The 20,488-nt window shown below is 71.1% G+C and carries 22 protein-coding genes; 11 read left to right on the top strand and 11 right to left on the bottom strand.

Annotated elements, in window-relative coordinates; genetic code table 11:
* Positions 1-19: 19 nt before the first annotated feature.
* Positions 20-883 carry a hypothetical protein gene (locus BMZ92_RS04845; RefSeq protein ID WP_091504497.1) on the bottom strand — a complete coding sequence of 288 codons (864 nt, stop codon included), beginning with the start codon at positions 881-883 and terminating at the stop codon, positions 20-22.
* Between the two features lie 34 nt (positions 884-917).
* Here BMZ92_RS04845 and BMZ92_RS04840 point away from each other — a divergent pair, with 34 nt between their 5' ends.
* From BMZ92_RS04840 to BMZ92_RS04825, 4 genes are all read left to right on the top strand, one after another.
* Entirely contained in the window at positions 918-1,118 is a 201-nt protein-coding gene (locus BMZ92_RS04840) for a sigma factor-like helix-turn-helix DNA-binding protein (protein ID WP_342743461.1), read from the top strand.
* 115 nt (positions 1,119-1,233) lie between these two features.
* On the top strand, positions 1,234-1,563 hold the full coding sequence (locus BMZ92_RS04835) for a hypothetical protein (protein WP_143249794.1): 330 nt from the start codon (positions 1,234-1,236) through the stop codon (positions 1,561-1,563).
* Between the two features lie 155 nt (positions 1,564-1,718).
* Positions 1,719-2,627: a phosphotransferase gene (locus BMZ92_RS04830; protein ID WP_245782904.1), complete on the top strand. Its 909-nt coding sequence runs from the start codon at positions 1,719-1,721 to the stop codon at positions 2,625-2,627.
* 71 nt (positions 2,628-2,698) lie between these two features.
* Positions 2,699-3,070: a PASTA domain-containing protein gene (locus BMZ92_RS04825; RefSeq protein ID WP_245782903.1), complete on the top strand. Its 372-nt coding sequence runs from the start codon at positions 2,699-2,701 to the stop codon at positions 3,068-3,070.
* Between the two features lie 9 nt (positions 3,071-3,079).
* Here BMZ92_RS04825 and BMZ92_RS04820 read toward each other — a convergent pair whose 3' ends face one another.
* Positions 3,080-4,021 (bottom strand): extracellular catalytic domain type 1 short-chain-length polyhydroxyalkanoate depolymerase, encoded by a 942-nt coding sequence (locus tag BMZ92_RS04820; RefSeq protein WP_245782902.1) that lies wholly within the window; start codon positions 4,019-4,021, stop codon positions 3,080-3,082.
* 148 nt (positions 4,022-4,169) lie between these two features.
* Between BMZ92_RS04820 and BMZ92_RS04815 the strand changes: the two genes are divergently transcribed.
* Positions 4,170-5,426, top strand: a complete 1,257-nt coding sequence (locus tag BMZ92_RS04815) for a tannase/feruloyl esterase family alpha/beta hydrolase (protein WP_177228543.1) — start codon at positions 4,170-4,172, stop codon at positions 5,424-5,426.
* Here BMZ92_RS04815 and BMZ92_RS04810 read toward each other — a convergent pair.
* The 5 genes from BMZ92_RS04810 to BMZ92_RS04790 form a co-directional block, all read right to left on the bottom strand.
* Positions 5,418-7,199, bottom strand: a complete 1,782-nt coding sequence (locus BMZ92_RS04810; RefSeq protein WP_091504495.1) for a helix-turn-helix domain-containing protein — start codon at positions 7,197-7,199, stop codon at positions 5,418-5,420. The two genes, BMZ92_RS04815 and BMZ92_RS04810, sit on opposite strands and share 9 nt — an antisense overlap.
* 264 nt (positions 7,200-7,463) lie before the next feature.
* Positions 7,464-8,780, bottom strand: coding sequence for an MFS transporter (locus tag BMZ92_RS04805; protein WP_425425788.1), 1,317 nt, complete (start codon positions 8,778-8,780; stop codon positions 7,464-7,466).
* 24 nt (positions 8,781-8,804) lie between these two features.
* The gene (locus tag BMZ92_RS04800; protein WP_091504493.1) at positions 8,805-9,551 is read right to left on the bottom strand and encodes a 3-hydroxybutyrate dehydrogenase; all 747 of its coding nucleotides are present in this window, start codon (positions 9,549-9,551) and stop codon (positions 8,805-8,807) included.
* Between the two features lie 184 nt (positions 9,552-9,735).
* Positions 9,736-10,755, bottom strand: a complete 1,020-nt coding sequence (locus tag BMZ92_RS04795) for a DUF4331 family protein (RefSeq protein WP_091504492.1) — start codon at positions 10,753-10,755, stop codon at positions 9,736-9,738.
* A 37-nt stretch (positions 10,756-10,792) separates the two neighbouring features.
* A complete protein-coding gene (locus BMZ92_RS04790; protein WP_425425787.1) occupies positions 10,793-11,401 on the bottom strand; it encodes a HoxN/HupN/NixA family nickel/cobalt transporter in 609 nt (202 codons plus the stop codon).
* 323 nt (positions 11,402-11,724) lie between these two features.
* Between BMZ92_RS04790 and BMZ92_RS04785 the strand changes: the two genes are divergently transcribed.
* The gene (locus BMZ92_RS04785) at positions 11,725-12,369 is read left to right on the top strand and encodes a response regulator transcription factor (protein WP_218153408.1); all 645 of its coding nucleotides are present in this window, start codon (positions 11,725-11,727) and stop codon (positions 12,367-12,369) included.
* On the opposite strand, the gene BMZ92_RS04780 is transcribed toward BMZ92_RS04785, so the two are convergent.
* From BMZ92_RS04780 to BMZ92_RS04770, 3 genes are read right to left on the bottom strand one after another with little or no spacing between them, the layout of a single operon-like run.
* Positions 12,350-12,715 carry a response regulator transcription factor gene (locus BMZ92_RS04780; RefSeq protein ID WP_091504490.1) on the bottom strand — a complete coding sequence of 122 codons (366 nt, stop codon included), beginning with the start codon at positions 12,713-12,715 and terminating at the stop codon, positions 12,350-12,352. The genes BMZ92_RS04785 and BMZ92_RS04780 overlap by 20 nt on opposite strands.
* Before the next feature lie 52 nt (positions 12,716-12,767).
* Positions 12,768-13,808 carry a sensor histidine kinase gene (locus BMZ92_RS04775; RefSeq protein ID WP_091504489.1) on the bottom strand — a complete coding sequence of 347 codons (1,041 nt, stop codon included), beginning with the start codon at positions 13,806-13,808 and terminating at the stop codon, positions 12,768-12,770.
* A complete protein-coding gene (locus BMZ92_RS04770; RefSeq protein WP_091504488.1) occupies positions 13,795-14,616 on the bottom strand; it encodes a helix-turn-helix transcriptional regulator in 822 nt (273 codons plus the stop codon). The genes BMZ92_RS04775 and BMZ92_RS04770 overlap by 14 nt, the downstream gene beginning before the upstream one ends.
* Positions 14,617-14,696: 80 nt before the next feature.
* Here BMZ92_RS04770 and BMZ92_RS04765 point away from each other — a divergent pair, with 80 nt between their 5' ends.
* From BMZ92_RS04765 to BMZ92_RS04745, 5 genes are all read left to right on the top strand, one after another.
* The gene (locus BMZ92_RS04765; protein ID WP_091504487.1) at positions 14,697-15,305 is read left to right on the top strand and encodes a DUF1345 domain-containing protein; all 609 of its coding nucleotides are present in this window, start codon (positions 14,697-14,699) and stop codon (positions 15,303-15,305) included.
* 1 nt (position 15,306) lies between these two features.
* Positions 15,307-16,182 (top strand): helix-turn-helix domain-containing protein, encoded by an 876-nt coding sequence (locus BMZ92_RS04760; RefSeq protein WP_091504486.1) that lies wholly within the window; start codon positions 15,307-15,309, stop codon positions 16,180-16,182.
* A 63-nt stretch (positions 16,183-16,245) separates the two neighbouring features.
* Positions 16,246-16,734: a (2Fe-2S)-binding protein gene (locus BMZ92_RS04755; RefSeq protein ID WP_091504485.1), complete on the top strand. Its 489-nt coding sequence runs from the start codon at positions 16,246-16,248 to the stop codon at positions 16,732-16,734.
* A 4-nt stretch (positions 16,735-16,738) separates the two neighbouring features.
* The gene (locus BMZ92_RS04750) at positions 16,739-17,740 is read left to right on the top strand and encodes an FAD binding domain-containing protein (RefSeq protein ID WP_091504484.1); all 1,002 of its coding nucleotides are present in this window, start codon (positions 16,739-16,741) and stop codon (positions 17,738-17,740) included.
* Positions 17,737-19,899: a xanthine dehydrogenase family protein molybdopterin-binding subunit gene (locus BMZ92_RS04745; protein ID WP_143249792.1), complete on the top strand. Its 2,163-nt coding sequence runs from the start codon at positions 17,737-17,739 to the stop codon at positions 19,897-19,899. The genes BMZ92_RS04750 and BMZ92_RS04745 overlap by 4 nt, the downstream gene beginning before the upstream one ends.
* A gap of 157 nt (positions 19,900-20,056) precedes the next feature.
* Here BMZ92_RS04745 and BMZ92_RS04740 read toward each other — a convergent pair whose 3' ends face one another.
* The gene (locus BMZ92_RS04740; RefSeq protein ID WP_091504483.1) at positions 20,057-20,416 is read right to left on the bottom strand and encodes a darcynin family protein; all 360 of its coding nucleotides are present in this window, start codon (positions 20,414-20,416) and stop codon (positions 20,057-20,059) included.
* Between the last annotated feature and the right edge of the window lie 72 nt (positions 20,417-20,488).

Raw genomic sequence — 20,488 nt, 5'->3', positions numbered from 1 at the left:
TTCGTGGGGTCCCGGCTGCTCATCCCGCGTCACGAACCGCTGGGTGCGGTTTCGATGCGGAAGGCGGTGTCGCCGTCTTTCCCGCAGTAGACGACGCCTTGGCCGTGCCGTGCTCGCTGCAGTTGACGTCTCCGGTCGTGGGTTCGCCGATGCCTGCACCGCCGCCTTGGCTTCGTTCACCGGCGCAGGAGATCCGTGCCCCACCACGCTGTTCCCGCCGCACGCGGAAAGGAGTGCGGTCGCCGCGAGCGCGCCGCCTGTCAGTGCCGACTTCATGGCGAATCCCATTTTCGAACCCCTCGGTCGAGCCTGCGGTGAATCTCTGACCACAGGACGGCTCGGCCCGCACGGACAAGGGTGGGGCGGCTTCCTTGCGCACCCAGTCGCCGCCGGGGAAACCGTCCGCGTCCGGGGAGTCGAAGATCTGGTCGTAGTCCCGCAGACCTGCCGGGTCGTTGTCGTGGATGTAGTCGGCGATCCGGGAGTCCCCGAGCCCGCCCAGGTCGACCAGGTGCAGCCGGCTGGTCAGCGAGGTACCGCCGAGATCGGTCAGCAGCAGGGACGCGGCCCGCGCGCCGATCAGGTCGGCGTAGGCGTTGAACGTCCTCCCGTAGCGGTCGGCGACCGCGCAGGCCGGGAACGTCGGGGCGGCCCGGAACTGCTGGGACTGACCGGCGAACGACACCACCGACGGCAGCATCCCGACGACGAGTGCCGCGGCCAGCAGCGTGCGGACGCGGGGACGGGCTTGGCGCAGCACCTCCGTCGCGGCGAGGGCACTGATCAGCGCACCCAGGGCCCAGACGGGCGTCGTGAAGCGGTAGGTCCCCATCCAGTCGGGCCGCGGCACGGCATAGGCGGCCAGGGCGATCGCGAACGGCACGAGCAGCGCGACGAGTCCTCGTCGCCACCGGACCGTGCCAGCCCGACGACCGAAGCGAGCACGGCGAGCGCACCGGCTGTGCCTGCTCGGTGAGCTGTCCACGGCCGAGGCCGCGGAGGTGCTGAGGATCGCCGAAGTGAGCGTCCGGGCGCGGATCTCCCGTGCCCGAAGCAGGCTGCGGCGCCTCCTGGAGGACACTGGCATCGATTCGACGGGCTTGGCGGAGGGGCGATGAGCGAGACCTCCGAACTGCCGGAGCGGCGGCCGATGCCTGAGGGTTGCGGAACCGGTTGTGGGCCGAGATCGAACCGCAGCTGGAGGGGTGGGCTCCCGGTGGCCGGTTCAGGGCGATGCGTGCGCCGCTGGCCGTGGCCGCCGCGGTGGTCGTGCTCGCCGTCGGGCTCGCGGTCGCACTGCCACGGCTCGGCGATCGGAGCGGCACGGTTGCCGTCGGCTCCCCGGAGGACGCGCGGCTGGTCGACGAGTGCGTTCAGTCTTCCCGCGACGAGCTCCCCCAGGGCAGGTGGCGGGCGGGAGCCCGGCTCGATCTCGATGCGGAGAACGGCTTCCTGGTCATCCGTGACGACGAGTACGCGGCGGTTCGCGTCCTGAAGCACCCCGCGAATCGGGTCCGGGCGACTCTGAAGAACGGGCAGGTTGCCGAGGGTTCCTTCCGTTGAGGCCCGGCTTCCGGCGGGTGCGGCCAACCGGAAGCCGGGTTGCCAGCGGGGTGTGGTCGTCCCGGATGTGCTGGCGGTTCCAGTGTCCGCCGGGTGCCGGAGGGGGTGTTTTCAGGACGCTCCATGGTGCGGCCCGGTGGGGCATACTCATCCGGGTGCGCGAGGACGAGCTGACGTCGTGGTGCCGGCGTCACCTGGACGGCGAACCGGCGGAGGTGCTGTTCCGGCTGGAGAGCATATCGACCGTGTTCGGGCTGCGGCTGGGGGATGGGCGGAACGTCGTCGTCAAGTCGCGTCCCGGCGAGGGGAGGGCCGCGGCGTGCGTCGCGGCTCAGGAGTGGTTGGCGCGCCAGGGTTTTCCTTGCGCGCGGCCGCTCACGCCGGTCGTCGCGGTCGGGGCGTTCGACGTGCACGCCGAGGAGTTCCGGCCCGGCGGTGAGATGCTGCGCGGCGACTCGCCGGAGGTGGCTGTCCGGTACGCGGCGGTGTTCGCCTGGCTGATGTCCGAGCTGGCCGGCCTGGTCGTCCCGCCGCCGTTGCCGAACCCGCGGTGGGTGCGGTGGGACCACGGCGATCCTGGGCTGTGGCCGGTGATCCCGTTCCTCGACGAGCGGGACCAGAGCGTGGTGCCGGACCACGTCGTCGAAACGGCGGTGCGTGCCCGGCAGCGGTTGCTGGCCGCGGACCTGCCGTGCGTGCTGGGACACGGCGACTTCGAGGCGCAGAACCTGCGCTGGCACGGCGACGAGATCTGGGCGGTGCACGACTGGGACAGCCTCACGTGGCAGCCCGAGGCCGCACTGGCCGGAGCGGCGAGCGGCACGTTCGCGAGCGCGGGACCGCCGACGCTGCCACCGATCGAGAGTTCGGAGGCGTTTCTGCAGGCGTACCAGCGCATCCGGCAGCGGCCGTTCACAGTGGAGGAACGGGAAGTCGCGTGGGCGGCCAGTGTGTGGCCCGCCGCGCACAACGCCCGGTGGGAAGCGTTGCACGGCGACCCGCCGGTGTGTGGCGAACCCTTGCGGGTTCAGGCGGCGGAGCGCCTCCGCCGGGCGGGTGCCTAGGGGCTGTAACGCTGTTCAACGATTCGCCGACCACCTGGTGTCGACGTAGTCACCAACGGGAAGGACGGGCAGTGCGCAGAACGATCGGAATCGTCGTCGTGGCCCTCACGCTCGCCGGATGCGCCGGGGGCACGGGACGATCCCCCGCCCCCACGTCGGGTAGCGAAGCGCCTGCTCCCACCTCGCACCGCGAATCGGCAACGACCTCCGCGTCGGAACTGATCACCGTTCCCGACGTCAGTGGTATGAACCACCAGGACGCACAGGACACCATGCAGGCCGCCGGGCTCTACAACCTCCGGGAGGTGGACGGTACCGGGCGCGGCCGTATGCTCATCCTCGACCGCGACTGGGTCCAGACCGGGCAGAGCCCCGCCGCGGGCACCAAGGTCGCGCCCGGCACCGTCATCACGCTCACCGCCATCAAGTACAGCGACCGCTGAGCGTGCCGCTCAGAAGCCCCACGTGCTGGTCATCCTCGCGGCGGTGCACAGGTGCACGTCCAGCAGGTATGCGCCCGGCTGTCCACACTGGACACCTGGGTCGATCGGCTGGCCGTGGCCCATGCCGGTGATGCTGTACGTCTCCACCGCCGTCCGGCCCGAAGCGTCGCGGTAGACGGCGTGGGGATAACCGGACACGGTGTCCGTCGCCGACGGCGTGGTCGAGATGCCGTGCACCGCCGTCCACTGGTCCACCAGCTCACGCTGGTTCGCCGGGGCCACCGTGTAATCCGCCGTGCCCTGCCAGATGCTGACCGTCGGCCACGGGCCTTGGTACGTGGACGCGGCACGGACCTTCGCGGCCCACTGCGACGGCGTCAGGTCCTTGCCGGGGTACATGCAACTGTAGGCGTCGATCGCACTTGTGGCGCAGCCGTACGGCAGACCCGCCACCACGGCACCGCCCGCGAACAGGTCCGGGTACGTCGCGAGCAGCGCGACCGTCATCCCGCCGCCCGCGGACAGGCCCGTGACGTACACGCGATGGCTGTCCGCTCCCGAATCGGCGACGGCCCAGCGCACCATCTGCGCGATCGACTCCACCTCGCCCTGCCCGCGGGTGACATCCGCCGACTGGAACCAGTTGAAGCACTGGCTGGGATTGTTGACCTGCTGCTGTTGCGGCAGCACGAGCGTGAACCCGGCACGCTGGGCCAGCGACACCCAGCCGGAGCCCTGGCCGTAACCAGTGGCGTCCTGCGTGCAGCCGTGCAATGCGACCACCACGGGACGCCCCGCCGCGAGACCGTCGGGTTTGTACTCGAACATCTGCAACGCACCGGGGTTGCCGCCGAACCCGGTGACCTGGCGGATGCTCGCCGCCGACGCGGGCACGGTGCCCGCCGCGACCAGTCCTGCCAGCAGGACGAACAGGAACAAGAACCGGCGCAAAGCCGATCACCTCCTCGTGACCAAACGTGCACCGAGGGTAGAACCGGTTCCACCACGGCTTCGACGGTGCGGACAGCCACATCGCGAAGGAGGTTTGTGTGGGCGGGAAACATGGTCCACGTGCACCCCGTCACCCTAGTTTTCCCCGATGGAGACGAAGAAGTTCTTCACGGTGGCGCTCGCCGCCCTGCTCGCCGCGGTGGTGCTGCCGGGAACGGCGGCCGCGAGCGGTGGTTGTGACGTGCGCGTGCCCGGGGCGCAGTACCAGGAATCGGCGTGCCTGGCCGACCTGACCACGACCGGCACGACTGCCTCGGGGCACACCGTCGCGGCGGACTGGGCCGGGCTGACCTCCGCCGGGCTGCCCGTGCCGGGGCCGGTGCCGGGAGTGCAGGTCGACGGCTACTTCCCCGACGACTCGGCCACGAACACCAACCACGGCTGGAACCACGACGCCCAGTTCGTGCTGCGGCTGCCACGGCACTGGAACGGCGGGCTCGTCGTCGGCGGCTCTCCCGGCAACCGCAGGCAGTACGCCAACGACCGCGCGATCGCCGACCAGGTGCTGGCTGAGGGGTACGCGTTCGCCGCGACCGACAAGGGGAACACCGGCACCAGCTTCTCCCTCGACGGCAAGCGGCCCGGCGATGCGATCGCGGAGTGGAACTTCCGCGTCACGCAACTGACCCTCGCCGCGAAGGCCGCCGCAGCGCGGTTCTACGGCCGCCCCGTCACCCGCACACTCGCCGCCGGGCTGTCCAACGGCGGGTACCTGGTGCGGTGGCAGCTGGAGAACCGGCCCGCGCTCTACGACGGGGGTGTGGACTGGGAAGGGACACTGTGGACACAGCGGGACAACCTGCTGACATTCCTGCCATCCGCGTTGCGGGGTTCTGCCGTGGAAGCCGGTTTCGCGCCCGAGTCGGAGTTCCTGTGGCCGTACCACCGCGATGTCTACTGGGAACTGACGCAACGGATCTACCGCGAGGAACTGGACCCGGGCTACCGAGGGAACGACGCTGACTACGACTACGCGTCCCGCCCGGCGGCGGTGCACCGGGCCGTCGATCGCATCGCGTTGACCGGGCGGATCGGCAAACCGCTCATCACCCTGCACGGCACGCTCGACTCGCTGCTGCCGATCAGCCGGGATTCCGACGTCTACGACCGGATGATCACTGCCGCGGGGCGCGGGAACCTGCACCGTTACTACCGCATCGAGGGCGGCAACCACGTCGACGCGCTGTACGACACCTATCCCGACCGGCTCCGCCCGATGGGTTCCTGTTTCCGCAGCGCCTTCACCGTGCTGGAAGGCTGGCTGGACGGGAAACGTCCGCCCCGGTCAACCACGGTTTCCCGTCCTGCCAACGGAAACCTGGCCGCGGAGTGCTCGCTAGGGTGACCGCCGCAAGCGGTGCACACGCAGTGCCAGCTGGACCTCCAGCGCTCGCGCCGGAGATTGCCAGTCCTCGCCGAGGAGGGTGGCCACGCGTTCGAGGCGTTGTACGACCGTGTTCACATGGACGTGCAACGCCTCCTTCGCGCGCGTGAGGTTCCCGCCTGCCGCGAAGTACTCCTCCAGCGTCCGCACGAGTTCCGTGCCTCGGCGGGTGTCGTAGTCCAGTATCGGTCCGAGGGTCCGCCGCACGAAACCCTCCAGATCACCACGGTCGCCCAGCAGCACGCCGAGGAACCCCAGCTCCGCCACCGACGCCCCCTCACCGGTGCGGCCGAGTGCGAGCAGTGCCCGCAGGCAGCGCAGCGCCTCGGCGTGTGCCTCCGCGATGGCGGCAGGGCCGCTCGCCGGGCCGGCGGCCCCCACGGTCACCGGAGTGTCCACAATGGCCCCGAGATCCGTGGCTATCCGCGAAGCGAGCGACGGGTCCTCCGCGCGTACCAGCAATACCACCTCGTCCGCGTGGCTCCCCGCGAGCGCGGCGTACCGGGCGGCGGCCATCGCGAGGCGGGTGCGGGACACGGATTCCGCGTGGGCGACCAGCACGACGTGCGACTCCGTGAGGTCCACCCCGAGGCGTGCCGCGCGAGCGACGAGTGCTGCCGGGTTGCGGCCCGGCGCGGTCAGCAGGTCGCTCAGCAGCTCCCCGCGCACCTCGTCCTCGGCCTTCGCGACCGAGCGGCGCAACATGAGCAGCAACGCCGTCACAACCGCGGCACGCTCGAACAACCGCCGGTCGGCGTCGACCAGTTCCGGCCGTCCGGCGAGCACGATGCTGCCCAGGGGTTCCGGCCCCGCCTGGACCGCGCACACCCACACGCCGTCGCCGGTCACCGACCGGCCGGTGGCGCGTGACGCCGCGACCGCCTCGGCGGGCGGCGGGGCGACCGGCGTCCCCACGGACGTCAGCGGCATCCCGTCGGCGTCGAACAACCCGATCGCCCCGTGCAGCACGTCCGCGACCGCGGCCGCGACGTCGGGCACGTCACCGCCACGCAGCACGAGGTCCATCAGCCGGTCGTGGGCCTCCTCGGCGCGCTGGACGGACGCGCTGTGCGAGCTGATCTCGTCGAGCAGGCGGGCGTTGTCGAGTGCGATCGCGGCGTGGTCGGCCAGTGACTGGAGCAGCGCGACCTCGTCGGGGGTGAACTCACGCGGCGTGCGGTCTGACGCGTACAGCACGCCGATCACCTCGGCGCCCAGCGACAGCGGCACCCCGAGGATCGCGGCCAGCCCTTCGTCGCGCACGGCGTCGTCGATCGGGCCGGTGTGCTGGAAACGGCTGTCGCGGAAGTAGTCCGGGCTCGCGTAGGGCCGGGCGGTCTGCGCGACGAGGCCGCCGATGCCCTCGCCCATGCCGAGCACGACCTCCTTGAACAGCTGCGAGACGCAGCCGTCGGTCACGCGCATGTACGTCCGGCCGGCGGCCTCGTCGTTCAGGCTCAGGTACGACACGTCGGCGCCGAGCAGCGTGCGGGCGCGGCGCACGATGGACCGGAGCACCGCGTCCGGGTCGTGCAGCCGTGCCAGATCGCTCGCCGTGTCGAACAGGGCGGTCAGCTCGGCCTCGCGGCGGCGGTGGGCGCTCAGCGTCGCGGAGATCCGCAGCGCCAGCTCGGTCGCCTTGGCGAGTTCCGGGTTGCCCGCGCCGACCTCGGCGAGCTGCTCGCTGCCCGCCCCGCCGGCGAGCAGGTCGAGCAGTCGCAGCACGTCATCCACGGTTTCATCGTCTCATTTCGCAAGGCTTCGCGTGGCGGTGTCAGTGGCGAGATCATCGCGACTGATCAGGAAGCACCCGTAGTGGACGTCGCTCTGCGTGAAGAACTGGACGAGCGATACCCATTCGCGGCGGCCTCAGCTCGTCGAGGAGCTGCTTCACGGCATCCGGCTCGAATTCGACGTCACGCTCTTCCAGCCACTCCGGCAGTTCCGGCTCGACCCATGCGGTGAGCGGGTACCCGATCCGTCACGTAGGACAGGCGCTCAGGAAACACCACTCAGCGTGCCCTCGGCTGCCTCGTCGTGGAGGGAGGTGCGGGCCGTTTCACGGGCGGTGAGCAGGGCGAGCACCGTGAGCACGCACATCGCCACCACGTACAGCGACACCGCCGTCGTGCCGCCGGAGCTCTTGAACAGCGCCACCGCGACGATCGGGGCGAGCGCGCCCGCCGCGATCGACGACAGCTGCCCGCCGACCGACAGGCCCGTGTACCGCACGCGCGTGGCGAACTGCTCGGCGAAGAACGCGGCCTGCGGGCCGTACATCGCGCCGTGCAGGACCAGGCCGATCGTCGCGGAGAGGGCGATCAGCGCGGGCGAGCGCGTGTCGAGCAGGGCGAAGAACCCGAACGCCCAGCCCGCCATCGCGACCGCGCCGAACAGGTACACCGGCTTGCGGCCGATCCGGTCGGACAGCGCGCCCCACAACGGGATCGTGACGAAGTGCACCGCCGACCCGATCAGCACCGCGTTGAGCCCGGCCGACTTGCCCAGGCCCAGCCCGGTCGTGACGTAGACGAGGATGAACGCGGTGAGCACGTAGTACGACACGTTCTCGGCCATCCGCGCGCCGATCGTGATCAGCACCTGCCGCCAGCTGTCGCGGAACACCTCGACGACCGGGACGTGCGCCCGCTTCTCCGCCTTGCGCTGGGCGGCGAGGAACACCGGCGACTCCGTCACCGAAAGCCGGATCCACAGGCCGATCACGACGAGCACCCCGGACAGCAGGAACGGGATGCGCCAGCCCCACGACGCGAACGCCGCGTCCGACTGCACCGCCGCCAGCACCGCGAGCACCGCCGTCGCGAGCAGGTTCCCGCCGGGCGCGCCGCACTGCGGCCACGACGCCCAGAACCCGCGCCGTCGGTCGTCCCCGTGCTCGGACACGATCAGCACCGCGCCACCCCACTCGCCGCCGAGCGCGAAGCCCTGGACCAGCCGCAGCAGCGTGAGCAGCACCGGCGCGGCCGCGCCGACGGCGGCGTACGTCGGCAGCACGCCCATCGCCGCCGTCGAACCGCCCATCAGCAGCAGGCTGAACACGAGCAGCTTCTTGCGGCCCACCTTGTCACCGAAGTGCCCGAACACCAGCCCGCCGAGCGGCCGGGCGAGGAACCCGATGGCGTACGTGGCGAACGACAGCAGCGTGCCGGTGAGCGGGTCCGAGCCGGGGAAGAACAGCTTGTTGAAGATGAGGGCGGCGGCCGAGCCGTACAGGAAGAAGTCGTACCACTCGATCGTCGTGCCGATGAGGCTCGCGGCCACGACCTTCGCGATGCGGGGACTGGGCAAGACCAACACTCCTTTGTGTCGCAGGGGTTTTCAGGCAGCGGTCCAGCCGCCGTCGAGGGACAGGGAGATCCCCGTGACGTGCCGCGCGTGCTCGCCGCACAGCCACCGCACGGCCTCGGCGACCTCGCCGGGGTCGAGCAGCTCCTTCATCGCCGCGCGGCGCAACAGGACTTCACCGACCACTTCGGACTCGGCGATGCCGTGGGTGGCGGCCTGGTCGCGGATCTGGTCACGCACGAGCGGGGTGTCGACGTAACCGGGGTTGACGCAGTTGCTCGTCACGCCGTGTGGCGCGCCCTCCAGTGCGGCCACTTTGGACAGTCCTTCGAGTGCGTGTTTCGCCGCCACGTAGGCGGCCTTGAACGGGCTGGCGCGCAGACCGTGCACGCTGGAGATGTTGACGATCCGGCCGTAGCCGCCCTCGTACATGTGCGGCAGGACCCGGCGCATCAGCAGGAACGGTGCGGTGACCATGACCTGCTGCACCCGCGTGAACACCTCGGGCGGGAACTCGGTCAGCGGCGCGACGTGCTGGAAACCGGCGTTGTTGACGAGGATGTCGACCTCGCGGGGCAGCGCGTCGACGGCGGTGGGGTCCGCGAGGTCGGCGATGTGGGCCCGGCCGCCGATCTCGGCGGCGACGCGTTCGGCGGCGGAGCCGTCGATGTCCACGACGTGCACCTTCGCGCCCGCGTCCGCCAGCGCGTGCACGCACGCGCGCCCGATCCCGCTGCCCGCGCCCGTGACCAGGGCCATCCGGCCGTCCAGTTCGTTCATAGCGACCGACGGTAAGCGGCCGGGAGCTGAGGGGGTATGTGGTTTGGCACCACAGTGTCGTGTCGGGAGGTGGGGGAGGGAGCTACGGCTGTGGGCATCATGGGTTCGCGGCTGACGCCGAGGCGGGTCCGGAACGGCGCCACAACCGCGGGGTACCGGGATTGCCGGTACCCCGCCGATCGGCTCAAGCCACCGGAGGCACGTAGGGGAACGCGCTCGTCGGCTTCGAGGTGACCGACTCGCGGCCGATGCCGAGGCGGATCGGGGTGTTCGCGGCGGTGGAGAACATCACGTCGGGGGCGTTGTCGGTGAGTGCGCGGCCGTTCCACTCCGCGAAGCCGAACGACGCGGGCGTGCCCACGGTGTACGGCAGGACGTTGGGGAAGAACCGGTGCGCCAGCTTCTCCCCGTACGCCTGCGGGTCCTCGGCCGTCCCGTACGCGGCGACGACGCCCGCGATCTCCTTGCTCACCAGATCGCCATAGGTGGCGTAGTCGTCCGACGGCACGCCGGCGTTGAGACGGTCGCCGAGGTCCTCGTTGAACTGCGTGAACAGCGGGTGGATCATCGGCAGGCCCACACGGTTGATCGAACGCCAGCCGCCCGCGTCCGTGGCGAGCGTCGCCACCGCCCAGACCCCGACGCGGCCCGAGCCGAGGTCGGCGTCCGGCACCTCCAGCACGATGGAGTACACCGTGTGCCCGGCGAACAAGTTTGTCGCCCGCGCCTCGGTCCACTCGCCGAGGTCGACCTTCGTGCCGTCCTGGAACGCGTGGCCCACCGCGTGCAGCACGTCGGGCTCGATCCAGAACGGGTCGCCCGCCTTGCCGGTCCAGACCCGCAGCCCGGACACGCCCGTGACGGCGTCACCCGTCACGCCCTCGGCGACGACCTCGCCCTGTGCGAAGGCGTCCGTCGCCTCGTCGCCGGTCAGCCGTCGCACGACGTAGGTTTGGTTGCCCTGCGCGTCGCGTTCCCCGAAGACGAACCGGTAGGTCAGGTTCTCCACGGCGTCGCCATCGGTGTCCACTTTGAACTCGTACCTGCCCTCGGGGTGGTAGCCCGGCACCGGGATGTCCCCGGCGAGCGAGTGGCAGACGTTGATCACGAACACCGTGCCGGTCTCACCCCGGAACACGTACAGGTCGGTGATGTCGAGGCGGACGTCCTGACGCGCGATGGGCGAGTCGAGGTGGTGTGACATGGTTTTCTCCTTGTGATAGCGAAATTTCCGGTCAGGATCAGGAAGGGCGGTCGGGCGACCGGAACGCGCCCGACCGCCCGAACTCGCCGGACAACACGGACAGCAGCTCGGCCGCGCCGATCACCACGACGACCGCGACGGACAGCCCCGCGACGGTCGCGGAATCGGCGAGCACGAGCAGCGCCACCTCCGTCGCGGTGTCGAACCCCAGCCCGAACAACAAGCCCAGCGGGTACATGTGCCACGGCTTGCCGATGGCCTTCGGGAACCGGCCCAGCAGGCGGTTCAGCAGCCCGCGGTTCGCCAGCTCCTGCTCCAGCGCGGCCTCGTCGTCGGCGCCCGAACGCAGGCCCCGCAACACTTTCAGGATGCCCACGTTGACGGCGGCGATCAGCAACAGGAACGTGCCGGACACCGAAGTGCCGATGAGCGAGGTGTAGTGGTGCGGCGCCGAGTTGCCGTCCCGCACCGGCCCGATCACCGCCCCCACACCCGGTGACAGCAGCAACGCGAGCCCGAACACGACGCTGGAATGGCCGAGTGCGAAGAAGAACCCGACCGACAGCGGGCGCTGCCCCTGCTGCATGAGCTTGCGCGTCGTGTTGTCGATCGCGGAGATGTGGTCGGCGTCGAACGCGTGCCGCATGCCGAGGCGTGTAGGCGGTGAACCCGACACCGAGCCCGAGGGCCCGCGTGCCGGACGGCAGCACGAGCGCGCCCCAGCCCACCACGTGCAGGCCCACGATCACGGCGGCCATCCCGCCCAGCCTGCCGCGTTCCCGCGTCGACAGCGGCCGTCCGGTCAGCATCGTCGTCATGGTCGCCTCTCCCCGCGGAATCCGAAGTGGACTTGCTGACGTCCAGCCTGCCCGCGCGGCGATCCCGCGACCATGAAGTGCGCCCCAGAACTTCCCTGGGGTTTTCCACAGGGCCCGGAATTCGTTATATGCTCCGGAAGTGAGCGCGGAGATCAGAGTCGTCGTCGGTGAGGACCAGGCGCTGGTGCGGGAGGGCGTCGTGCGGATGCTCGAACGCGCGGGCTGCACGGTGGTGGCCGCGGTCGGCACGGCGACCGAACTCGTGCACGAGGCGCGGCAGCACAAACCGGACGTCGTGATCACCGACATCCGGATGCCGCCGCGGTTCGACGAGGCGGGGCTGCGTGCCGCCATCGAGATCCGGTCCACCGAGCCGGGGATCGGCGTGATCGTGCTGTCCCAGTACCTCGACGACGCCTACGCGATGGATCTGGTGGGGGACCGCGCGGAGGGCGTCGGCTACCTGCTGAAGGAGAAGGTGGCGAGCCCGGACCTGCTCATCGACGCGGTCCGCCGGGTCGCCGACGGCGGTTCGGCGCTCGACCCCGACGTGATCGCCCGGCTCGTCGGGCGCAAGCGGGCGGGCGGCCCGCTCGACACGCTCACCCAGCGGGAGCGGGAAGTGCTCGCGCTGATGGCGGAAGGCCATTCGAACTCGGGCATCGCGGCCAAACTCGTCGTCACCGTGCCCGCCGTCGAGCGGCACGTGACGGGGATCTTCAGCAAGCTGGGCCTGACCGACGCGGCGACCGGGCACCGGCGGGTGCTGGCCGTGCTCAGGTACCTGGGGCGGTGAACAACCCGGCGAGGTCGGCCCCGACGAGCTGGTCCTTCGGGACGAACGCGCGGATCCCGGCCTCGGCCAGGGTGCGCTCGGCGTAGCCGGTCATGTCCGTGGACGTCAGCACCACGCTGGGGGCGGCCGGTTCCCGGCTGATCCGCTCCGCGAGCGTGAGCCCGTCGGTGTCGGGCAGGTTCAGGTCCAGCAGGACGCCGTCCGGACGGCGGGCCCGGATCTCGGTCAGCGCCTGGTCGCCGTCGGCCGCGTCGCCGATCACCTCGAACCCGCGGACGGCGAGCAGGCGGCCCGCCACTCGCCGGAACCCCGGGTCGTCGTCGACCACCAGCACCGTGAAACCCATGGCCCCAGCTTCTCCCGCCCGCACGGTGTCCGCAATGGGGCAAACCCCACGCTCAGGTGAGGGGCACCGCGGCACGCAGGGTGGTGCCGCCGCCCGGGGGTGAGGACAGCGAGAACCGGCCGTCGAGCGCGGTGATGCGGTCGGCGATGCCGATCAGCCCCGTGCCCGGCCCGTCGAGCCCGGCGCCGCCGGCGCCGTTGTCGCGGACTTCGAGCGTCAGCGTGGTGTCGTCCGCGCTGAGGTCGATGCCGATTTCGCCGGCGCGGGCGTGCTTGACGGCGTTCGTGATCGCCTCCGACACCACGAAGTACGCGTTGACCTCGACGGTCCGCAGGAGCCGCCGGGACAGGTTCCCGGTGATCACCACGGGCAGCGGCGTGCGCGCGGCGAGCGCCTCGACCGCGGGCACGAGCCCGCGTGAGGTCAGGATCGCGGGGTGGATCCCGGCGACTAGGTCCCGCAGGTCGTCGATCGCGGCCTGCGCCTGCTTGATCGCGTCGTCGACCAGTTCGGCCTCGCCTGGCGGGAATTCCTCGCGCGCCAGCTGGAGCCCGATCAGCAATGCGACGAGCCGTTGCTGCACGCCGTCGTGGAGGTCCCGGGCCATCTGGCGGCGGACCTCAGCGGTGTTCTCCACGATGCGCCGTTGTGCCGCACGGGATTCCACCGCCCGCACCTCGGCCGCGTCACGTTCGCGGATCATGCGCTCGGCGGCCCGCCGCTCGGTCAGGTCGGTGAAGGAGTAGACCAGTGCTGGACTGCCGTCGAGGTCGAGCGGCGCGGACCACCACGCGATCGGGAACAGCGAGCCGTCCCGGCGCACGAACCAGTCGTCGTCGCCGTGTGCCGGTTCGCCCGTCAGCCGCGGCCGGAGCATGGGGCACTCCACGGCGGGGTACGGCTCACCCGTGACCCGCTTGTAGTGCACGGTTTCGTGGCTCGGCAGGCCACGTAGCTGCGACAGGTCGTCGTAGCCCAGTGCGCTCACCGCGGCCTGGTTGGCGAACAGGATGAGGCCCTCGGCGTCCACCACCCACACCGGCTGCGGCACGCTGTCGAGCACCAGCGGCAGCAGCGCCTCAACCGACTTCATGACCGGCCCGCAGCGATCCCAGCAGTGCCAGCCTTTCCTCGGTCGCGCTGCCCGGCGGCGCCTGGAAGATCTTGAGCTGCTGCCCCGGCGCGCTGTTCACCGTGAACGAGTGGTACGTCAGGTCCAACTCACCCACCTGCGGGTGCCGGATCCGCATCGGCTCGTGCTTCTTGTCGCGGACCTCGTGCCGGGACCACAGGCGGACGAACTCGGCGCTCTTCACCGTCAGCTCGCCGATGAGGTCGGTCAGCCGCGGGTCGTCCGGGTCCTCGCCCGCGGCGATCCGCAAGGCCGCGACTCCCTTGCGCGCCACCGCTTCCCAGTCGGCGTAGAACTCCGGCGCGGAGGGGCCGAGGAAGCAGAACCGCGCGAGGTTGGGCTCCGGCCCGGCGGGCGCGTAGAGGGCCTGCGCGAGCGGGTTCGCGGCGAGGACGTCCAGCAGTGGCCCGACGATCATCGCCGGGGTGTGCGTCCAGGTGTCCATCAGCCGCCGCAGGTCCTCCTCCACGCGGGTGACCCGGCGTCGGCGGGGACGCGGCCGCGCGAGGCGGTACAGGTGCTCCACCGCTTCGGGGTCGAGGTCCAGCACCTCGGCGAGAGACCGCAGGACCTGGTCGGACGGGTTGCGCTCCCGGCCCTGCTCCAGGCGTGCGAGGTAGTCCGTGCTGATCCCCGCCATCGTCGCCACGTCCTCGCGCCGCAACCCGGTGCCCCGCCTGCGGCCCGAGTCGGCGAAACCCAGGTGCGCGGGATCGGCGACGGTGCGCCGCGCCCTGATGAACTCACCGAGCCGGTTGTCCTCCTCCACCGTGTGAGCGTAAGCAGAACGGGGTGCCCGACGGTAGGAGTGGCACTCCCAGTCAACACGTTCGGTACTGTCCGCGACTCGTGCTGAACAAGGCCCGTGCCGTGCTGTGCCGGCTGCTCGAAATCGCGTTGCTCGCCGTCGGCGTGTGCGTGTTCCTGTTCGACAGCCCCGTTTTCATCGCCTGCTGGGACCTGCTGGCGGTGGGCTACCTCACCTCCAGGATCGGGCGGCTGGTGCGGAAGCGGGGTGGGCCGCGCCGGCGGGAGCACCTGCTCGGCGGCCGGGGCGGGCTGTTCTTCACGGTGTTCACCAGCATGGTCGGCATCACCTCCGGGCTGACCATCGTGCTGGGCACCGGTGACGCGAGCAGCGATCTGGTCGCGCGCGTTTTCGGTGTGCCGGCGGTGCTCCTGGCGTGGGCGATCCTCCACTTCGGATACGCCGAGCGGTACGCGCACGCGTACTACCGGTCACTGCCGGAGCGCCAGTTCGCCTTCCCCGGCACGGAGACCCCGGTGTTCGCCGACTTCGCCTACTTCGCGTTCACCGTCGGCACCACGTTCGCCGTGTCCGACGTCGAAACCCTCACGACAGCGGCGCGCACGCGCGTACTCTCGCACGGGGTGCTGAGTTTCCTCTACAACACCGCGACGCTCGGCGTCGCCATCGGCGTGCTCACCGGAGGATGACGTGTTCGGCGCACTGGCTTTCGACCTGGACTCGGTCGCGCGGCTCCGGTTGTGCAGCTGGCGGGACAACGGCTGGCGGTCGTTGCTCGTCCGCTCGTACGCGAACGACCCGGTGGCGGAGGAGGTCCTGCTGCCCGCGACCGCGGAGCAGACCCTCGTGCTGATCACGGAGGGCAGCAAGACGATCGAGTCGAAGAGCGGCGCTCGCTGGCACAGCGCCGAATACGGGCCGGGCCGGATCGGGATGACCGCGCCCCACCACGATTCGCACCTGCGCTGGTGGGGCTCCGGTCCCACCGCGAGCACCCACGTGTACCTGCCCGCCGGGTTGCTGGAGCGGACGGCGGCGGAGCTGTACGGCCGCGACGCCTCGCGCGTCAGCCGTCCCGACGCGCTCGTCGCGGAGGACCCCGTGCTCGCCGCCATCGTCGCGGGGCTCGGCGAGGCCGCACTCGCGGGGGCCGACGAGCTGTACGCGGAGACGGCGGCGGCGTTCCTCGCCGCACACCTGCTGACCCGGCACGCGTCCGCACCCGCCCCGGCGCCCGTGCGGAGCGAGGACCTGCGGGTGCGGCAGGCGATCGCGTTCATGCGCGACAACCAGCACCTGCCGCTGACGCTCACCGAGATCGCGGCGGCCGTCGAGCTGAGCCCGTTCCACTTCCTCCGCGTGTTCAAGACCGCCACCGGGCAGACGCCCTACCGGTTCCTCAACGGGATCCGGCTCGACCAGGCCCGCCGCTACCTCACCCGCACCGACCTGCCCGTGACGGAGATCGCCCACCTGTGCGGGTTCGCGACGCCTTCCCGCCTGGCCACGGCTTTCCGGCGGGAAACCGGCGTGACACCCACGGTCTACCGCAACCAGCAGCAATAAACGGGGTCACCCGCAGCAAGCAGGGGAAAGCGGTGGTGCGGCCGGCGGACCTACTGTCGCGGCATGACCGACGACCCCACCGCGGAGCTGTCCTGCACCGTCAACGGGCAGGAGGTCCGCCTCCAGGTGGATCCACGCGAATCGCTGCTCGACGTGCTGCGTGAGCGGCTCGTCCTGACCGGCACGAAGAAGGGCTGCGACCAGGGGCACTGCGGTGCGTGCACGGTGCACGTGGACGGCAGGCGGGTCGTGTCGTGCCTGACCCCGGCGGTCCAGGCCGCCGGGCGCGAGGTGACGACGATCGAAGGTGTCGCCGGGCCGGACGGCGGGCTGCACCCGCTGCAGCAGGCGTTCATCGACCACGACGCGCTGCAGTGCGGTTACTGCACGCCGGGGCAGATCATGTCGGGCCTGGCCTGCATCGCCGAGGGGCACACCGACGACGACCAGATCCGCGAGTACCTCAGCGGCAACATCTGCCGGTGCGGTGCCTACGTGGGCATCGTCGCCGCGGTGCGGGAAGCCGCCGGCCCGGCGCGGAACGGGGCGTGACGCCATGCGGTCCTTCGCCTACGTGGTCCCGGAAACCGTGGACGCGGCCGTCGACGCGCTGCGTTCGGCGGTGCCGGGCACGAAGATCCTCGCCGGTGGCACGACGTTGTACGACCTCATGAAGCTGGGCATCGAGGCGCCACCCGCCGTCATCGACGTGCACCGCCTGCCCGGGCTGGACGGGATCGAGGCCGGTGCGGACGAGCTGGTCTTCGGCGCGGGTGCCCGGATGGCCGACGTCGCCGACCACCCCGTCGTCCGCGCCGACTACCCCGCATTGTCGGAGTCGTTGTGGCGCGCGGCTTCCCAGCAGTTGCGCAACATGGCGACCGTGGGCGGCAACCTGTTGCAGCGCACGCGGTGCGCCTACTTCCGCGGTGGCCCGGAGTTCCCGTGCAACAAGCGGAACCCGGGCAGCGGCTGCGCCGCTATCGGCGGCCACGACCGGGCGCACGCGCTGCTCGGCGGTTCCGACGCGTGCATCGCGACCTACCCCGGTGACTGGGCGATCGCGTTGCTGGCGTTCGACGCCGTGGTCGACGTGGTCGGCCCGGACGGCGAGCGCACCGTGCCGCTCGCCGAACTGCACGTCGAGCCCGGCGACGACCCCGCGCGCGAGCACACGCTGGCCGCGGACGAGCTGATCGTGCGCATCCGCGTGCCCGCGACCGCCGCCGGCCGGGGCTCGACCTACCACAAGATCCGCGACCGGGAGTCCTACGCTTTCGCGCTGGCTTCGACGGCCGTCGCGCTGACCCTCGACGAGCAGGGCGTCGTCGGGGAGTGCCGCATCGCGCTGGGTGGTGTCGCCACACGGCCGTGGCGGGCCACCGCTGCCGAGGAGTACCTGCCGGGCCGCGCGATGACGCCGGAAAACGCCAGGAGAGCCGGGGAGATCGCGTTCGAGGGTGCGCGCCCCGGCAACTACAACGGGTTCCGAGTCGAACTGGGCATCCGCACGGTCGCTGACGCGGTGCGCATTGCCGGAGAGCGAGCCACGAGATGACCGCCATCGACAACCGCCGCGTCGACGCCTACGACAAGGTGACCGGCAGGACCGTCTACGGCGCCGACCGGGTGCCCGAAGGCGTGGCCCACGCGATGTTCGCGACCGCGCACGTCGGCAAGGGCCGGATCGTGTCGATCGACACGGCGGCCGCCGAGGCCGTGCCGGGCGTGCGCCTCGTGGTGACGCGGTTCGAGCCCGGTGAGCTGGCCGAGGGCAGCTTCATCATGGGCGGCGGGTACGGGTTCCAGAGCTTCCAGCCGCTGCTGGGGGACCGGGTCGCGTACCGCGGCCAGCCCATCGCGCTCGTCGTCGCCGACACGCTCGTCGCCGCGACGGAGGCCGCGGACCTCGTGACCGCGGAGTACGAGCCGGAGCCGTTCGCGGTCGGGCTCGACGCCGAGGGTGCGGAAACCGTGGTGCAGGAGGAGGCGATCCCGTTGCCGTTCCTGGCCGATATCAAGGTCGGGGACGCGGACGCGGCGTTCGAGGCGAGCCCGGTGCGCATCGAGGGCACCTACGAACACGCGCCGCAGCACCAGGTTCCGATGGAACTGATCAGCAGCGTCGTCGAATGGCGTGGTGACACCGTGGTCGTGCACGAGGGCACGCAGAACGCGGGCGCGCTGCGGGGCGGGCTGGCGCGGCAGCTGGGCATCGACCCGGCGAACGTCGAGATCCGCTCGCCGTACCTCGGTGGCGGGTTCGGGCAGAAGAACTCGCTGCAACCGCACCTCGGGCCGTTGGCGGTCGTCTCGCGGCGGCTCGGCCGTCCGGTGAAGCTGGTGCTGCCGCGGCCGCAGACGTTCCACGCGGCCAGCTTCCGGCCCACCACCCGCCACACCGTGCGACTCGGCGCCGACGCGTCCGGCCGGCTGCTCGCCGCCGTGCACGAGGTGGACCAGCAGACGTCGCGGCACGATCTTTTCCCCTGCACCGCAACGGAGATCACGTCCCGGTTGTACGGCGTGCCGGCGTTCCGCGGCCGCCAGCGGCTGGTGCGGACCGACGTGCAGACGCCGGGGTACATGCGGGCGCCCTTCGAAAGCCCGGCGGCGTTCGCGTTCGAGTCGTCGATCGACGAACTCGCGTACGCCACGGGACAGGACCCGGTGGCGCTGCGGCTGGCCAACGACACGGCGCTGGACCCCGTGACGGGCAAGCCGTTCTCCAGCCGCCACCTCGCCGAGTGCCTGCGCCGGGGTGCCGAGCGCTTCGGCTGGGCGGAGCGGAACCCCGAACCCGGGTCGATGGTGGCCCCGGACGGTTCGACGATCGGCTGGGGCGTCGCGGCGGGGGCGTACCCGTGCAACGTCGCGCCCGCGGTCGCACACCTGTCCGCCACCGCGGACGGCAAGGTGACGGTGAGCGTCGACGGGCACGAGATGGGACAGGGCATCCGCTCGGCCATCGCGTTGACCGTGGCGCGGGACCTCGGCATCCCGGTCGCGGACGTCGTCGTGGTGGTCGGTGACACCCGCGTCGCGCCGCAGCACCTCACGGCGGGTTCGTGGGGCACGGCCACAGCGCTGCCCGCTGTCCAATCAGGACTTATCGAGCTGCGGAAACACCTGAACGCGGCGGCTTCCGGGGACGTCGACGTCGCGGCCTGCGTCGCGGCGGTGGGCGGGCCGGTGGAGGTCGAGGTGAACACACTGCCCGAGATGCTCGAACGCTCGCGTGCCGGGCTGGTGGCGATCGCCGGTCCCGAGTTCGGGGAGTTCAGCTCGTTCAGCTGGATCGCGCACTTCGTCGAGGTCCGCATCGAAGCGGGCACGCGGCGGATCCGGGTGCCGAGGGTGGTCAGCGTCGCCGACTGCGGTCGCGTGGCGAGCCCGGTGACGGCGGCCGGCCAGGTGCGCGGTGCCGTGGTGTGGGGCATCGGGGCGGCGCTGCGTGAGGAGAGCGAGGTCGACGAGCGGTTCGGCGGCTTCCTCAACCCCACGCTGGAGGAGTACCCGGTCCCGGTCAACGCCGACGTGCACAGCATCGACGTCGACTTCGTGGACGAGCCGGACCCGCTGTTCAACGCGGCGGGCGTGAAGGGGCTCGGCGAGGTCGCGATGGTCGGCGTCGCGGCGGCGATCGCCAACGCGGTGCACCACGCGACCGGACGGCGGCCACGCAGGCTGCCGATCCGCCTTGAGCACGTGCTGTGAACCGCCCGGCGGTCAGCGCCCCGGACGCAACGTCGCCGGAGGCGCTCGCCGACGCGAGGCGGTCACCCACGCGCTGTTGAACTCGCTGAGCCTGGCCGTGATCCTGCGCGTCGCCGCGTGCTGGGGGCGCCCGCTCGGCGGCCCCAGCACGCGGAGGTCAGGCGCTGATGCTCGTCGGCGCCCGGGTCCCGTAGTTCCTGGCGTAGCCGTTCTCGACGCCGACGAGGAGTTCGACGACTTCGAAGTACTTGTCCCAGAACGGGGTTTCCCGCAGCGCCTCGACGACGAGCTGGTACGACTCGTGGTCCCGCGCCTCCCACATCCACACGTCGGTGGCGCGAGCCGAGTAGAACTCGGTGTCGAAGAAGCGCGACCGGACTCCCCGCGCCTTGCTCTTGATCACGGGCACGACCTCGTTCTCGAAGGCCGCCACGCGCTCCTCCACGGTGAGGCGCAGCCACTCGGGCGTCGTCTTGACGAGCATGAACGCGGTCACGTTGGCTTCGAACTCGGACATCAGTCTTCCTTTCAGAAGTAGGCGGCAAGGTCTTCAGAGAGAGTCGGGCGCTGGGGACCCAGCGGAGGAGCG

The organism is Amycolatopsis sacchari, from assembly GCF_900114035.1.
GTDB lineage: Bacteria > Actinomycetota > Actinomycetes > Mycobacteriales > Pseudonocardiaceae > Amycolatopsis_E > Amycolatopsis_E sacchari.
The sequence above is the reverse complement of the archived record's forward strand: the minus strand, read 5'-3'. Positions and strand labels throughout refer to the sequence as shown.